14 protein-coding genes and 1 pseudogene are annotated in these 14294 nt (G+C 52.5%); 10 read left to right on the top strand and 5 right to left on the bottom strand.

The features are described 5' to 3' along the window. The first annotated feature begins 151 nt into the window (after positions 1–151). Both spy and ves read left to right on the top strand, forming a co-directional pair. Complete coding sequence (gene spy, locus OGW13_RS21520) at positions 152–637, top strand: ATP-independent periplasmic protein-refolding chaperone Spy (protein ID WP_043000896.1); 486 nt, start codon at positions 152–154, stop codon at positions 635–637. Positions 638–804: 167 nt separating this feature from the next. Further along, positions 805–1380: an environmental stress-induced protein Ves gene (gene ves / locus OGW13_RS21515; RefSeq protein WP_043000895.1), complete on the top strand. Its 576-nt coding sequence runs from the start codon at positions 805–807 to the stop codon at positions 1378–1380. Here the strand turns inward: ves and cho are convergent. Together cho and nadE are read right to left on the bottom strand one after the other, a co-directional pair. Continuing rightward, complete coding sequence (gene cho, locus OGW13_RS21510; RefSeq protein WP_080721763.1) at positions 1340–2254, bottom strand: excinuclease Cho; 915 nt, start codon at positions 2252–2254, stop codon at positions 1340–1342. The two genes, ves and cho, sit on opposite strands and share 41 nt — an antisense overlap. 93 nt (positions 2255–2347) lie before the next feature. Further along, the gene (gene nadE / locus OGW13_RS21505) at positions 2348–3175 is read right to left on the bottom strand and encodes an NAD(+) synthase (RefSeq protein WP_043000894.1); all 828 of its coding nucleotides are present in this window, start codon (positions 3173–3175) and stop codon (positions 2348–2350) included. Between the two features lie 219 nt (positions 3176–3394). Between nadE and osmE the strand changes: the two genes are divergently transcribed. From osmE to chbG, 7 genes are all read left to right on the top strand, one after another. Next, the gene (osmE, locus tag OGW13_RS21500) at positions 3395–3739 is read left to right on the top strand and encodes an osmotically-inducible lipoprotein OsmE (protein WP_287116457.1); all 345 of its coding nucleotides are present in this window, start codon (positions 3395–3397) and stop codon (positions 3737–3739) included. Positions 3740–4033: 294 nt separating this feature from the next. Beyond that, positions 4034–4354, top strand: coding sequence for a PTS N,N'-diacetylchitobiose transporter subunit IIB (chbB, locus tag OGW13_RS21495; protein ID WP_042319411.1), 321 nt, complete (start codon positions 4034–4036; stop codon positions 4352–4354). 81 nt (positions 4355–4435) lie between these two features. After that, positions 4436–5794 (top strand): PTS N,N'-diacetylchitobiose transporter subunit IIC, encoded by a 1359-nt coding sequence (gene chbC, locus OGW13_RS21490; protein WP_044265468.1) that lies wholly within the window; start codon positions 4436–4438, stop codon positions 5792–5794. Between the two features lie 52 nt (positions 5795–5846). Then, positions 5847–6194 (top strand): PTS N,N'-diacetylchitobiose transporter subunit IIA, encoded by a 348-nt coding sequence (gene chbA, locus OGW13_RS21485; RefSeq protein WP_043000891.1) that lies wholly within the window; start codon positions 5847–5849, stop codon positions 6192–6194. Positions 6195–6204: 10 nt separating this feature from the next. Then, positions 6205–7047: a transcriptional regulator ChbR gene (gene chbR, locus OGW13_RS21480; protein WP_080721756.1), complete on the top strand. Its 843-nt coding sequence runs from the start codon at positions 6205–6207 to the stop codon at positions 7045–7047. A gap of 119 nt (positions 7048–7166) precedes the next feature. Then, positions 7167–8522, top strand: coding sequence for a 6-phospho-beta-glucosidase (locus tag OGW13_RS21475; RefSeq protein WP_287116456.1), 1356 nt, complete (start codon positions 7167–7169; stop codon positions 8520–8522). Between the two features lie 11 nt (positions 8523–8533). After that, positions 8534–9292 carry a chitin disaccharide deacetylase gene (chbG, locus tag OGW13_RS21470; RefSeq protein ID WP_287116455.1) on the top strand — a complete coding sequence of 253 codons (759 nt, stop codon included), beginning with the start codon at positions 8534–8536 and terminating at the stop codon, positions 9290–9292. 51 nt (positions 9293–9343) lie between these two features. On the opposite strand, the pseudogene katE reads toward chbG, so the two are convergent. Next, a pseudogene (gene katE, locus OGW13_RS21465) lies at positions 9344–11602 on the bottom strand (catalase HPII). Between the two features lie 202 nt (positions 11603–11804). On the opposite strand from katE, the gene cedA reads away from it, so the two are divergent. Next, complete coding sequence (gene cedA, locus OGW13_RS21460; protein WP_287116454.1) at positions 11805–12059, top strand: cell division activator CedA; 255 nt, start codon at positions 11805–11807, stop codon at positions 12057–12059. A 51-nt stretch (positions 12060–12110) separates the two neighbouring features. Here the strand turns inward: cedA and tcyP are convergent, their stop codons facing one another. Next, positions 12111–13502 carry a cystine/sulfocysteine:cation symporter gene (tcyP, locus tag OGW13_RS21455; protein ID WP_054176635.1) on the bottom strand — a complete coding sequence of 464 codons (1392 nt, stop codon included), beginning with the start codon at positions 13500–13502 and terminating at the stop codon, positions 12111–12113. A 132-nt stretch (positions 13503–13634) separates the two neighbouring features. Continuing rightward, positions 13635–14225, bottom strand: coding sequence for a metal-dependent hydrolase (locus OGW13_RS21450; protein ID WP_043000884.1), 591 nt, complete (start codon positions 14223–14225; stop codon positions 13635–13637). Positions 14226–14294: the final 69 nt, after the last annotated feature.

Genomic DNA, 14294 nt, shown 5'->3' with positions numbered 1-14294 from the left:
GCGAAAAAATGTTTTTTACACTTTCATTGTTTTACTGATGCTCTGACTAATTGACGATTAAGCCGTTAAAGTTAATCTCGTCAACACGGCACTGTACTTCTTCATAAGTGACAAGAAAGCCGTAAAATAACTGAAAGGAAGGATAAAGATTATGCGTAAATTAACTGCACTGTTTGTGGCTTCAACTCTGGCACTGGGCGCTGCGAACCTGGCTCACGCAGCGGATACCACCACCGCGGCACCGGCAGACGCCAAACCGATGATGCAGCATAAAGGTAAATTCGGCCCACATCATGACATGATGTTTAAAGACCTGAATCTGACCGATGCTCAGAAACAACAGATTCGCGACATCATGAAAGATAAGCGTGACCAGATGAAGCGTCCGCCGGTTGAAGAACGCCGCGCAATGCACGACATCATTGCCAGCGATACCTTCGATAAAGCGAAAGCAGAAGCGCAGATTACGAAGATGGAAGAACAGCGCAAAGCGAACATGCTGGCACACATGGAAACGCAGAATAAGATCTACAACATTCTGACCCCGGAACAGAAAAAACAGTTTAATGCCAATTTTGAGAAGCGTCTGACAGAACGTCCGGCGCGTGACGGTAAAATGCCTGTACCTGCTGAGTAATCGCTGAGCAGACTTATTCGAAGACCGCCGGTCTTGTCCATCCTCTCCACTGAGGCGATGGACAGGATCGGCGGTTTTTTCTTTTTCATACCCTATGGAAAATCATCATGGCTGCCGATAACGACGTTGTGCTTTATTATTCCGCATGATGTTTATCAGGAGCGATGATGGAATACTTTGATATCCGCAAGATGCCGGTCAGTCTCTGGCGCAACGGTGCTGGTGAAACGCGTGAAATTTGCTGTTTTCCTCCGGCGACCCGCGATTTTCACTGGCGTGCCAGCATTGCTTCTATCGCCGGTAATGGCGAGTTTTCGCTCTTTCCTGGTATCGAGCGGGTGATTACCCTGCTGGAAGGCAGCGAAGTGACGCTGGAAAGTCAGGGCGCCTTCAGCCATACCCTTAAGCAGCACCAGCCGTTTACCTTTGCCGGCGAGCGTGTGGTGAAGGCCAGACTGACGGAAGGGCAGATGTCGATGGATTTTAATATCATGACCCGGCGTGACTCCTGCCAGGCGAAAGTGCGGGTGGCCGATCGAACCTTTACCACGTTTGGCTCACGCGGCGGTGTGGTGTTTGTTATTAGCGGAGCCTGGCAACTGGGCGATAAGCTCCTGACTGCCGATCAGGGCGCCTGCTGGCACGACGGAAAACATACGCTACGGCTGTTGAAAGCAGAAGGGAAACTGTTATTCAGCGAGATCACCTGGCTGCAGGGGTATTCCCCGGATTCAGTTCAATAATTTCACAGGTTCCGGCAACGAGCGGCTTACAGAGAATCTTGTAACCGTCATGATCAAAACCGGCTGGCGTCTGGACCAGCGTCGCCGCATCCTCCAGCGTATCGACCGCTCCCAGCCACAGCCAGTTGTTAATGACGTGATACTGGGTCATTTGCGCACGACTCTCTTTGAGCGCAATGGCGTTTTTCCACGGCCAGCAGATAACGCGCAGTTTTTCCAGCGATGCCTGCAAACGGGCGTCGTGCTCCTGTGGCGATTCTTTATTACAGCAGACGCCAGCGCAGCGTTTTAGCGCAGCGCGAAAGCAGGCTCGGCCACGGCTCAGGGGTTCAAGACCCAGTCGCCCGTAACACAATTTTTGTTCGTCAGCGAGTGACTGTAAGGCGGCAAGCGCGGCGCGGCGGTTGGCAAAAAGACCGAACAGATCCGGAGCGTGGGAGAAATCAACGTCACGCGAATAGACGACATCCACTTTTCCATCCCGGAGCGTTAATGCGCAGAGTTGGCGGTTGCGGCGCAGGCGTTTATTAAATAGCGGCTGTTGCTCTTTAATCAGCCGTGCCTCGAGTAATAGCGCGCCGATTTCACCGGCGGTACCGATCCAGGAGATACGCCTGGACTGGCGCAGCATGGCGGCTTCTTCTGGCGTGCGTAAATGCGACAGTACCCGACTGCGGATATTGACACTTTTACCAATGTAAAGTGGCAGGGTGTCGCTTTCGCTGTGAAACAGGTAAACACCAGGCACGCTCGGGAGCGACTCCAGGAAAGGGCGCAGATGTTCAGGATATTCGTAAACTGCTGCTGCTTCAAACTCAAGACGAGGAACTGATTGACGCCGTGCCACGGTAAACTCCGGATGCTGGTTATGCATCCAGTATAACAGTAGTATTACGATTAAAAAAGAGAGGGCGTGGGCGACTGCGGCGCGAAAGCCGGATGGCGTTGCCATCCGGCCGGTTCATGCTTACTGTTTCCAGAAGTCATCAAACACGGTAATCGGCGGACGGCGTTTATGCTCTGTCTTCAGATACCAGCCTTCAATGATTTTCGCGATAGCGGCATCCACCGCTTTTCCTTCCAGATAGTCATCAATATTCTCATAGGTCACGCCCAGCGCGGCTTCATCCGGCAGAGAAGGGCGATCGTCTTCGAGATCGGCGGTGGGCGCTTTCTTATAAAGGTGCTCCGGGCAACCTAATGCCGCCAGTAGTTGTTTCCCCTGGCGCTTGTTGAGGCGAAACAGCGGGTTAATATCCGTACCGCCGTCTCCGTATTTGGTGAAGAAACCGGTAATGGCTTCCGCCGCATGATCGGTACCCACCACCACGCCGCTGGTCATACCCGCGATACTGTACTGTGCTTTCATGCGCTCACGGGCTTTTTCATTGCCACGAACGAAATCGCTCAGTTCAATACCGGCTTCACGCAAAGCCTGTTCGCTCGCCAGTACCGCACCTTTGATATTGACGGTCAGCACGCGGTCCGGCTGGATAAAGTCGATGGCGTCCTGACAATCCTGCTCATCAGCCTGAACGCCATAAGGCAGGCGAACGGCGATAAACTGCAGTGCGTCGTTACCGGTCTCAGCACGCAACTCGCTAATGGCGGTCTGGCAAAGTTTGCCTGCCAGCGTCGAGTCTTGTCCTCCGCTGATACCCAGCACCAGACTTTTCAGGAAGGGATAACGTTGCAGATATGCCTTCAGGAAATCCACGCTGCGGCGAATTTCCTCTTCTGGATTAATGTGCGGTTTTGCACCAAGCGCTTTGATGATCTCGTGTTGCAGAGTCATTTACCCCCTCCCCAATGTATAAAGAATAAAATCAGACTGTGTTAAAGCTAACCCTTTGCTGTGAAAACGACAAGTGAACGCAGGCTGAGTGGCGCTTAAAACGACATCCTGCCGTCTGAACGGAATCTGGCAAAATATTCGCGTGCTAAGCGTTAGCTTGAAAAATGTCAAAATGTATTCCAGGCTTATATAACACGCTGATAAACAAGAGGACGGAAAATGAACAGGACTATTGCAGGAATTTTCAGTGCAGCAGCTGTATTAACGATGCTGGCAGGGTGTACGGCGTACGACCGTACCAAAGACCAATTTGTCCAGCCTGTGGTCAAAGATGTGAAAAAAGGCATGAGCCGCGCGCAGGTTGCACAGATTGCCGGGAAACCGTCGTCTGAGGTGAGCATGATCCATGCTCGTGGTACCTGCCAGACCTACATCCTGGGTCAACGTGATGGTAAAGCAGAGACCTATTTCGTGGCGCTGGATGATACCGGTCATGTGATCAACTCAGGCTACCAGAGCTGCGCTGAATACGATACCGACCCGCAGGCAGTGAAGTCACAATAACTGTCTACTGCCTGTACAAGTCAACGAACCGGCCCCTGGCCGGTTTTTTTGTAACGAAGATGATCTTATTTATTGATGCGAATTATTTACCCGAAGTGTGAAGGGGGTCATAACGCCAGGTCAATGAGAGACAATTTAGTTGGTCAAGGAAATACCATCAGCAGGTGCGATGCCGTATACTCATTTCAGACACAGAAATAAGTTTTCGGTTACGCAGGTTATCCAGAGCATAGAAGCAGGTAGAGACTTGCGGCGTGGCTGGTTGACAGATAATCGCACATGAGGAAGGTCTGAATGGAAAAGAAACACATTTATCTGTTTTGCTCTGCGGGTATGTCTACCTCTTTGTTAGTGTCAAAGATGCGCGCGCAGGCGGAAAAGTATGAAGTCCCGGTTATTATTGAAGCATTCCCGGAAACCCTTGCCGGAGAAAAAGGACCCAATGCTGACGTTGTATTATTAGGTCCACAAATTGGTTATATGTTGCCCGAAATTCAGCGTTTGTTACCGAACAAACCTGTAGAAGTGATTGACTCGCTGCTGTATGGCAAAGTCGATGGTTTAGGCGTGCTTAAGGCTGCAGTTGCAGCAATTAAAAAAGCCGCTGCAAATTAATATTTTAAATTTTCCCGTCAAAGAGTTATTTCATTTACATATACCGCAATAATTAATTGCGGTTTTTAAGGGTATTTTTCTATGAGTAACGTCATTGCTTCACTTGAAAAGGTACTCCTTCCTTTTGCTGTCAAAATAGGAAAGCAGCCACACGTTAATGCAATCAAAAACGGTTTTATTCGTTTAATGCCATTAACCCTCGCGGGGGCTATGTTTGTATTAATCAATAACGTTTTCCTGAGCTTTGGGGAGGGGTCGTTTTTTTATTCCCTCGGTATTCGGCTGGATGCGTCAACCATTGAAAATCTCAATAGTCTGAAGGGCATCGGCGGAAACGTCTATAACGGTACGCTGGGTATTATGTCACTGATGGCGCCATTCTTTATCGGTATGGCGCTGGCGGAAGAGCGTAAAGTCGACGCCCTGGCGGCCGGCCTGTTATCGGTCGCGGCCTTTATGACCGTCACGCCTTATAGCGTGGGTGAAGCCTATGCGGTTGGGGCGAACTGGCTGGGCGGCGCGAATATCATTTCCGGTATTATTATCGGTCTGGTGGTCGCCGAAATGTTTACCTTTATTGTCCATCGCAACTGGGTCATTAAATTACCCGATAGCGTACCGGCATCTGTCTCTCGTTCATTCTCAGCATTGATTCCAGGCTTTATTATCCTCTCTATTATGGGGATCATCGCCTGGGCGCTGACGACCTGGGGAACTAACTTCCACCAGATTATTATGGACACCATCTCGACACCGCTGGCTTCGCTGGGCAGTGTGGTAGGCTGGGCGTATGTACTCTTTGTTCCGCTGCTGTGGTTCTTCGGTATCCACGGTTCCCTGGCGCTGACGGCGCTCGACAGCGGTATCATGACCCCATGGGCGCTGGAAAACATCGCTATCTATCAGCAGTACGGTTCAGTGGATGCCGCGCTGGCTGCCGGTAAGACGTTCCACGTCTGGGCGAAGCCGATGCTCGACTCCTTTATCTTCCTCGGCGGTAGTGGTGCAACGCTGGGTCTGATCCTGGCTATCTTTATCGCCTCTCGCCGCGCGGATTACCGTCAGGTGGCGAAACTGGCTCTGCCATCAGGTATCTTCCAGATTAACGAACCGATTCTGTTTGGTCTGCCGATCATCATGAATCCGGTGATGTTCATCCCGTTCATTCTGGTTCAGCCGATTCTGGCCGCGATCACGCTGATAGCGTATTACCTGGGGATCATCCCACCAATTACGAACATCGCACCGTGGACCATGCCAACCGGGCTGGGGGCGTTCTTTAACACCAACGGGAGCGTTGCGGCTCTGCTGGTCGCCTTGTTCAACTTAGGGATTGCGACGCTGATTTACCTGCCGTTCGTGGTGGTTGCGAACAAAGCGCAAAACGCAATCGACAAAGAAGAGAGCGAAGAAGATATCGCTAACGCACTGAAATTCTAAGTTTAACCCGGCATGTGGCAACGCATGCCGGGCCGTCAAAGAGGAATGATTTATGATGGATCTCGAGAATATTACTGATACCCAAACCGAAGCCGAAGAGCTCGAAGAAGTGGTGATGGGGCTTATCATCAACTCCGGACAGGCGCGCAGCCTGGCCTACGCGGCCTTAAAACAGGCGAAGCAGGGCGACTTCGACGCCGCGAAAACGATGATGGAGCAGTCGCGCATGGCGTTGAACGAAGCCCATCTGGTGCAGACGAAACTGATTGAAGGCGATCAGGGCGAAGGTAAAATGAAAGTCAGTCTGGTTCTGGTTCACGCACAGGATCACCTGATGACGTCAATGCTGGCACGCGAACTGGTGGCAGAGTTGATTGAGCTTCACGAGAAGCTGAAATAGTAAGGAGTTGATGATGCAACATCAGACGACCGCACCGGAAATCACCATTGCCCGTGAACAACAGTTGTTTAACGGTAAAAATTTCCATGTCTTTATCTACAACAAGACAGAGAGCGCCTGTGGTCTGCATCAGCACGATTACTATGAGTTTACGCTGGTGCTCACGGGGCGCTATTACCAGGAGATCAACGGTAAACGCGTGCTGCTGGAACGGGGTGACTTTGTGTTTGTCCCGCTCGGTTCGCACCATCAGAGCTTCTACGAGTTCGGCTCGACGCGCATTCTCAACGTTGGCATCAGTAAACGTTTTTTTGAACAGCACTACAGCCCGCTCATGCCGTTCTGTTTCGTGGCATCGCAGGTCTATCGCACCAACAGCGCATTTTTAACCTATGTCGAAACGGTTATTGCCTCGCTCAACTTTCGTGATACCGGGCTGGAAGAGTTTGTCGAAGTGGTCACCTTCTACATTATCAACCGCCTGCGCCATTATCGTGAAGAACAGGTTCTGGATGATATTCCGCAGTGGCTGAAAGCCACCGTGGAAACCATGCATGATAAAGCGCAGTTTGGTGAAAACGCGCTGGAAAATATGGTTTCCCTGTCGGCAAAATCTCAGGAATACCTGACGCGAGCGACCCAGCGTTATTACAGCAAAACGCCGATGCAATTAATTAATGAAATTCGCATTAACTTTGCCAAGAAACAGCTGGAGATGACTAACTACTCCGTTACAGATATTGCGTATGAAGCGGGATACAGTAGTCCAAGTCTGTTTATTAAGACGTTTAAAAAAATGACGTCATTTACGCCTAATAGCTACAGAAAAAAACTCACGCAATATAATCAGTAATTATTTTACTCAACAACCAGGTTTACGCTTGCCCATTAGTGACGCGGGACGTCTGCGTCATATCTGACAGAAGGGCAGAGCATCATTCACGCCAGTGTTAAGCACTGAAGGGAGAAACGATGAGCCAGAAATTAAAAGTCGTCACCATTGGTGGTGGCAGCAGCTATACCCCGGAATTGCTGGAAGGATTTATTAAACGCTACCACGAGCTGCCGGTTTCCGAATTGTGGCTGGTTGACGTCGAAGGCGGTGAAGAGAAACTGGATATTATTTATCAACTTTGCCAGCGTATGATCGAAAAAGCAGGCGTGCCGATGCAGGTGTTTAAAACTCTGGATCGCCGCGAAGCACTGAAAGATGCCGATTTCGTAACCACGCAGTTGCGCGTAGGACAGTTGAAAGCGCGTGAACTGGATGAGCGTATTCCGTTGAGTCACGGCTACCTGGGCCAGGAAACCAACGGTGCCGGTGGTCTGTTCAAAGGGCTGCGCACGATCCCGGTGATTTTCGACATTATTAACGATGTGGAAGAACTGTGCCCGAATGCCTGGGTGATCAACTTTACTAACCCGGCAGGTATGGTGACCGAAGCGGTCTATCGTCATACGAACTTCAAACGCTTTATTGGCGTGTGCAACATTCCGGTCGGGATGAAGATGTTCATCCACGATGTGCTGGCACTGAAAGAGAGTGATGACCTGTCGATCGACCTGTTTGGTCTCAACCACATGGTGTTCATTAAAGACGTGATCGTCAACGGGCAGTCACGCTTTGCCGAACTGCTGGATGGCGTAGCCTCGGGCCAGCTTAAAGCCTCCACGGTGAAAAACATTTTCGATCTGCCGTTCAGCGAAGGGCTGATTCGCTCTCTGAATCTGCTGCCATGCTCGTATTTGTTGTACTACTTCAAGCAAAAAGAGATGCTGGCGATCGAGATAGGCGAATACTACAAGGGGGGCGCGCGGGCTCAGGTGGTACAGAAGGTCGAGAAACAGCTGTTCGATCTGTATAAGAACCCGGAGCTGAACGTCAAGCCGAAGGAGCTGGAGCAGCGCGGTGGCGCGTACTACTCTGACGCCGCCTGCGAAGTCATTAATGCCATTTTTAATGACAAGCAAACCGAGCATTACGTCAACATTCCGCATCACGGCCACGTCGATAACATTCCGGCCGACTGGGCGGTAGAGATGACCTGTACGCTGGGTCGCAATGGGGCAACGCCGACGCCGCGTATCACCCATTTTGACGAGAAAGTGTTGGGATTGATCTATACCATCAAAGGCTTTGAAGTCGCTGCCAGTAACGCGGCGCTGAGTGGTGAGTTTAACGATGTGTTGCTGGCGCTGAACCTGAGCCCGCTGGTGCACTCAGACCACGACGCAGAAGGGCTGGCGCGTGAACTGATTCTGGCGCACGAAAAGTGGCTGCCAAACTTTGCCGGGTGCATTGCGAAGCTTAAAGACGCACAACACTAAAGAGGTCGGCTATGGAACGCTTATTGATTGTAAACGCGGATGATTTTGGTCTGAGCAAAGGGCAAAACTACGGCATCGTGGAGGCCTGTCGCCACGGCGTGGTGACCTCGACCACGGCGTTGGTGAACGGTGATGCCATTGAGCATGCGGTCGCCTTAAGCCGCGATCTGCCGACGCTGGCGGTAGGGATGCACTTTGTTCTGACGCTGGGAAAACCGCTGACCGAGATGCCGGGATTAACCCGTGAAGGGTGTCTGGGAAAATGGATCTGGCAGATGGCAGAGGAAGATACGCTGCCGTTGGATGCAATCGCCCGTGAGCTTGCCAGTCAGTACCAGCGTTTCATCGACCTGTTCGGACGGGAGCCGACGCACCTGGATAGCCATCACCATGTGCATATGTTCCCGCAGATCTTCCCCCTTGTCGCGCGATTTGCCGCAGAGCGTAATCTTGCGCTGCGCATTGATCGTCAGCCGGTGTTCCAGGCAGGCGATCTTCCGGCGACGCTGCGTAGCTCGCAAGGGTTCAGCAGTGAGTTTTACGGGGAAGCGATTTCGGAAGCGTTGTTTCTGCAGGCTCTCGATGCTTCAGCAAAACGTGGAGAATCCTCACTGGAAGTGATGTGTCACCCGGCGTTTATCGACAATATCATCCGTCAGAGCGCCTATTGTTACCCCCGCTTGACTGAACTGGACGTGCTGACGTCGGCCTCGCTCAAGTATGCGATTGCAGAACGTGGCTACCGTCTGGGCAGTTTTCTTGATGTCTGACTCCTGAGTTTGCGGCGCGTGGTGCGCCGCTTTTTTTGCCCGCGATTTGCCTCAGGCTGGTACGGCCGGGATTTTAGCCGTGCGCGACCAGACACGGTGAGCTGCCATCAATGTAAACAGCTCATCCATAAAACGGCTATCCGCATCAGCGCCTTCAACAACGCCTTCCTCTCCCTGACTGTCGATATGCAGTCGCGCTTTAAAGCGTCGTGCTTCACCGGCGAGTGCAATAGGTTTGAGATGCTTATAGGCTTCCAGCAGGTAGTACTGCGCGTCGCCGTTGTCCTCAATATCGGCGATGTCACCGCACGGCACAATGACTGCATCCACGGTGAGAGACGGTGCTCCGGCAAAAGTGGCGGCGATGGTCAGCGTTGAACCATCATCTGCGACCACCTCGCCCATGCGGGAGTAAAGCAGTTTCGCGTGGACGCCTTTCGCCTTAAGCGCCTGGAGTATTGAAAGCAGATCGGCGGATTTCACTTTTCCGTTGAGCAAAATCCCGACGACGCGGCCTTTGATATCGCCGTCCGGCACGGCATACAGACTGAGTGAAGGATCTTTCTTCAGTCCGTTCACCTCTGGCGGCGGTGCAATTTGTGTCTGTTCATCGCTTAACGCGATCCCCAGATTCTTCCCGACCGCCTGCGCGAGGTTAATGTCGATGTGCGCCAGTTGGTCGACCACCCGTTCACGGATCCAGCTACGAACAACCTTACTCAGTTCAAAGCTGAAGGCATCGATGATATGCAACTGTTCCACGGGCGTCTGGCTTGACCAGAACAGACGCGGATGGGCGTAATATTCGCCAAACGAGGGGCTACGTTCACGGATTTTGTTACCTTCGATGCGTTCCTGATATGACTCAAAGCCGCCGCGTTTCGGTCCCGGCGGCGTTTCACGCGGCCAGTTGTCATTGATGGAGTTGGGTTCATAGTTGGCCGGGTTGGTATCAATATCCTGGCGGTGCATGCCGTCACGCTGGAAGTTGTGATACGGGCAGGTCGGGCGGTTGATTGGGATTTCGTGGAAGTTAGGTCCGCCAAGACGGCTAATCTGCGTATCGGTATAGGAGAACAAACGCCCCTGCAACAGCGGATCGTTCGTGAAATCAATGCCGGGAACGATATGGCCGGGATGAAAGGCGACCTGTTCGTTTTCGGCGAAGAAATTATCGGGGTTGCGGTTGAGTACCATTTTACCGACGCGCTGCACCGGAACCAGCGCTTCGGGGATCAGTTTGGTCGGATCCAGTAAGTCAAAGTCGAATTTCAACTCGTCCTCTTCCGGGATCAATTGCAGTCCCAGTTCATATTCCGGGAAATCACCGGCTTCAATGGCTTCCCACAGTTCCCGGCGATGGAAGTCCGGGTCGCGACCGGTCAGCTTCTGCGCTTCATCCCATACCAGTGAGGCTTTACCTGCCAGAGGTTTCCAGTGGAAACGAACGAAGGTGGCCTTACCCTCGGCGTTGATCAGCCGAAAAGTGTGAATGCCAAAGCCTTCCATGGTGCGATAACTGCGCGGAATGCCGCGATCGGACATCGCCCACATGACGTTATGCAGGGTTTCTGGCTGTAACGACACGTAATCCCAGAAGGTGTCATGCGCACTTTGTCCCTGCGGTATCGCCCAGTGCGGCTCCGGTTTTACCGCATGGACAAAGTCAGGAAATTTATGCGCGTCCTGAATAAAAAAGACAGGGGTATTATTGCCAACCAGATCAAAAATGCCTTCTTCGGTATAAAACTTGGTGGCAAAACCACGGATATCACGCACCGTATCCGCCGAGCCTGCGCCGCCCTAAACAGTGGAAAAACGTACGAAGACCGGGGTGATTTTATCCGGGTCAGAGAGAAAGTCGGCTTTGGTGATGTCGCTCAGATTTTTGTAGGGCTGGAAATAGCCGTGAGCTGCCGAGCCGCGTGCATGGACGATCCTCTCGGGAATGCGCTCGTGGTCAAAATGGGTGATTTTTTCGCGCAGGATGAAATCTTCAAGCAGCGTAGGACCACGACTGCCTGCACGCAATGAATTCTGGTCATCAGCAATGCGTACGCCCTGGTTAGTAGTGAGGGCAAAATTCTCGCTGCCCTTGCGTACCGTTTCCAGATCGCTCAGCTTTTTATTGCCGGTATCCGGGGCTTTCAGACTGCCGGGCGCGGTAGGTTGCGCGCCTGGAGGCGTCGGTTCAGGAACAGGGCGATACGACTCATTATCAGGAGCCAGAGAGTCCAGACCCGGTTTTGCTTCGCGCGGATCGTGCACCGGTGATTGATGTGGATGGGGATTTTTCTCATTATGCGACATTGAACTCGTCTCCATTTTTCATTGCTGAAAGGGTCGATGTTTTTTTGTCAAAAACCCTCTAACTATAGTCCACTCGTGTGATCCCGCCGGGCAGAACGCGGATGACAGCGTTGGTTGACAGGGGAAAGCGCACGCCAGGAGCAGGACGGGCGGGGGTAAAATCGGCTAAGATAGTTCTTTTCTGATTTTTGAATTTGTCTTAGTGAAGCAATTAATGATGAAACCTCTTCGCCAACAAAATCGCCCGGTTATTAGTTATGTTCCGCGTGTTGAACCTGCACCGCCCGAACATGCAATAAAAATGGACGCGTTTCGTGACGTGTGGATCTTGCGCGGGAAGTATGTCGCGTTTGTCTTAATGGGGGAGTCGTTCCAGCGATCGCCGGCGTTCAGCGAGGCGGATTCTGCCCAGCGCTGGGCAAATCAGATTCGTCAGGAAAACGAAATAGCGGATTAATTCCGGCATAAAAAAACCGCCTCGAAGGGCGGTTTTCTGTTTTGGGGACGTTTAGTGATGCGCCAGTTCGGCGTCGTCTTCACTGTCCAGAATGGTTTTATCGGTTTGCTTCAGCCACTGGCTGGTCAGCGTACCGGCGGTCATTGACCCGCTGACGTTCAGCGCGGTACGGCCCATGTCAATCAGCGGCTCAACGGAGATGAGCAGCGCCACCAGCGTGACAGGCAGCCCCATCGCAGGCAGTACGATCAGCGCGGCGAACGTGGCACCGCCACCGACACCGGCTACCCCGGCAGAGCTGACGGTCACAATGCCGACCAGCGTCGCAATCCAGAGAGGATCCAGCGGGTTAATACCGACCGTCGGCGCCACCATAACGGCCAGCATGGCCGGATACAAACCAGCACAGCCATTCTGGCCAATCGTCGCACCAAAGGAGGCGGCGAAGCTCGCGATAGATTCCGGCACGCCCAGACGACGGGTTTGCGCTTCCACGTTCAGCGGGATAGAGGCGGCGCTGGAACGGCTGGTAAACGCGAAGGTCAGAACCGGCCACACTTTGCGGAAGTACTTGAGCGGGCTCACGCCGTTAACACCCAGCAGTACGCCGTGGACAACGAACATAATGCCGAGACCGAGATACGAGGCAATGACGAAGCTACCCAGCTTAATGATGTCCTGCAGGTTAGAACCTGCTACCACTTTGGTCATCAGCGCCAGAACGCCGTAAGGCGTTAACTGCATGACTAGGCGGACCAGTTTCATCACCCAGCTTTGCAGGGTGTCGATTGCGGTCAGCACGCGCTCGCCTTTTGGCGCGTCATCTTTGAGCAGTTTCAGCGCGGCGACGCCGAGGAAGGCGGCAAAAATGACCACGCTAATAATGGACGTCGGGTTCGCGCCGGTCAGATCGGCAAACGGGTTTTTCGGTACAAAGGAGAGCACCAACTGCGGGACACTGAGATCGGCCACTTTACCGACATAGTTGGTTTCAATGGCATTCAGTCGCGCCGTTTCGGCACCGCCCTGAACCAGACCTTCAGCGGTCAGGCCAAACAGATTGGTCACCAGCACACCGACCAGTGCGGCAATCAATGTGGTAAACAGCAGGGTCCCGATGGTCAGGAAGCTGATTTTCCCCAACTGTGAGGCGTTATGCAGACGGGCGACCGCGCTCAGAATCGAGGCAAATACCAGCGGCATGACGATCATTTGCAGCAGTTGCACATAGCCGTTACCAACAATGTTGAACCACTGGACGGAATCTTTCAGCACCTGGCTGTCAGAGCCATAGATGGTGTGCAGCGCAAGGCCAAAGACCACACCCATGACCAGACCGACCAGCACTTTCTTTGCCAGACTCCACTGTTTATGACGGGCTTGCGCCAGCACAAACAGCAGAATGACGAACACCACAATGTTCGCGATTAATGGAAAATTCATCCCCGTTCTCCTGATTTTATTATTCGTCCCGCTGTGTCACAGCGATCCTGTTGCCGCAAGGTTAGCAGAACTGTGACCTGGCTCTTATATTCAAATGGAATTGTTTATGCCAAAAATGATAATTTCGCTGCTTTACTGGTCGATTTGATGCTTTATAAAGCGATTGAACTGCCATTGCAGTGTATTAATCATATCGGATGACCAGCGAACTGCACTGTTCTGGGGCAAGGTCTGGGGCATCCATACCGCCCAGGCAAACAGCGCCATGCAGAGAAATCGCTCCAGTTGATTACCTTTCTGCGGGACCAGAATCGGCAGGCGAAAGCGCCAGCGACAGGGCCAGAGCAGGGGGACGCCCGCTGGGGTTAGCATATCGGCGGCGATATGGCTCAGATAGCCTATCACCATACCCTGCAAGGCATCGGCGGGGATAACCCAGCTCTCCGGCACTTTCAGGTAGAAGGTCGCCAGTAGCGCAAAGACGGCCAGCAGACTGTGAGTGAATCCGCGATGGCCGAACGCACGGGCGATCGGTTTCGAAATCCATTTTAGTCGCTGACCGAGAAATGACTTTGGGTGATCAATGTCCGGTAACAGACAGGTCAGAATAGCGGAAGGAACAATATGCCACCAGTCACCCTGTGCGAGCACGGGCGTGAGTTCCGCGTTTTTAGCAAACACCGCGCAGGCAATGGAAAAGAGGAGGTGACCTTCCGCCGTCATGATAAAACCTGATAAACTGTGAATTCGTACAGTATAGGATTTTTATACAGTGGGCGGAAGTGGTGACGT

It is taken from the genome of Citrobacter sp. Ca225 (genome assembly GCF_030337175.1).
In the GTDB taxonomy this organism is placed as follows: domain Bacteria; phylum Pseudomonadota; class Gammaproteobacteria; order Enterobacterales; family Enterobacteriaceae; genus Citrobacter_A; species Citrobacter_A amalonaticus.
Note: the sequence above shows the minus strand (reverse complement) of the source record. Positions and strands in the feature narration are given on the sequence as shown.

Excerpts from the sequence above, each read along its gene's own strand:
- ves (WP_043000895.1), top strand. The coding sequence starts at position 805 with ATGGAATACTTTGATATCCGCAAGATGCCGGTCAGTCTCTGGCGCAAC.
- chbB (WP_042319411.1), top strand. The coding sequence starts at position 4,034 with ATGGAAAAGAAACACATTTATCTGTTTTGCTCTGCGGGTATGTCTACC.
- nadE (WP_043000894.1), bottom strand. The coding sequence starts at position 3,175 with ATGACTCTGCAACACGAGATCATCAAAGCGCTTGGTGCAAAACCGCAC.
- spy (WP_043000896.1), top strand. The coding sequence starts at position 152 with ATGCGTAAATTAACTGCACTGTTTGTGGCTTCAACTCTGGCACTGGGC.
- OGW13_RS21475 (WP_287116456.1), top strand. The coding sequence starts at position 7,167 with ATGAGCCAGAAATTAAAAGTCGTCACCATTGGTGGTGGCAGCAGCTAT.
- OGW13_RS21450 (WP_043000884.1), bottom strand. The coding sequence starts at position 14,225 with ATGACGGCGGAAGGTCACCTCCTCTTTTCCATTGCCTGCGCGGTGTTT.
- osmE (WP_287116457.1), top strand. The coding sequence starts at position 3,395 with ATGAACAGGACTATTGCAGGAATTTTCAGTGCAGCAGCTGTATTAACG.
- chbC (WP_044265468.1), top strand. The coding sequence starts at position 4,436 with ATGAGTAACGTCATTGCTTCACTTGAAAAGGTACTCCTTCCTTTTGCT.
- chbR (WP_080721756.1), top strand. The coding sequence starts at position 6,205 with ATGATGCAACATCAGACGACCGCACCGGAAATCACCATTGCCCGTGAA.
- chbA (WP_043000891.1), top strand. The coding sequence starts at position 5,847 with ATGATGGATCTCGAGAATATTACTGATACCCAAACCGAAGCCGAAGAG.
- chbG (WP_287116455.1), top strand. The coding sequence starts at position 8,534 with ATGGAACGCTTATTGATTGTAAACGCGGATGATTTTGGTCTGAGCAAA.
- cho (WP_080721763.1), bottom strand. The coding sequence starts at position 2,254 with ATGCATAACCAGCATCCGGAGTTTACCGTGGCACGGCGTCAATCAGTT.
- tcyP (WP_054176635.1), bottom strand. The coding sequence starts at position 13,502 with ATGAATTTTCCATTAATCGCGAACATTGTGGTGTTCGTCATTCTGCTG.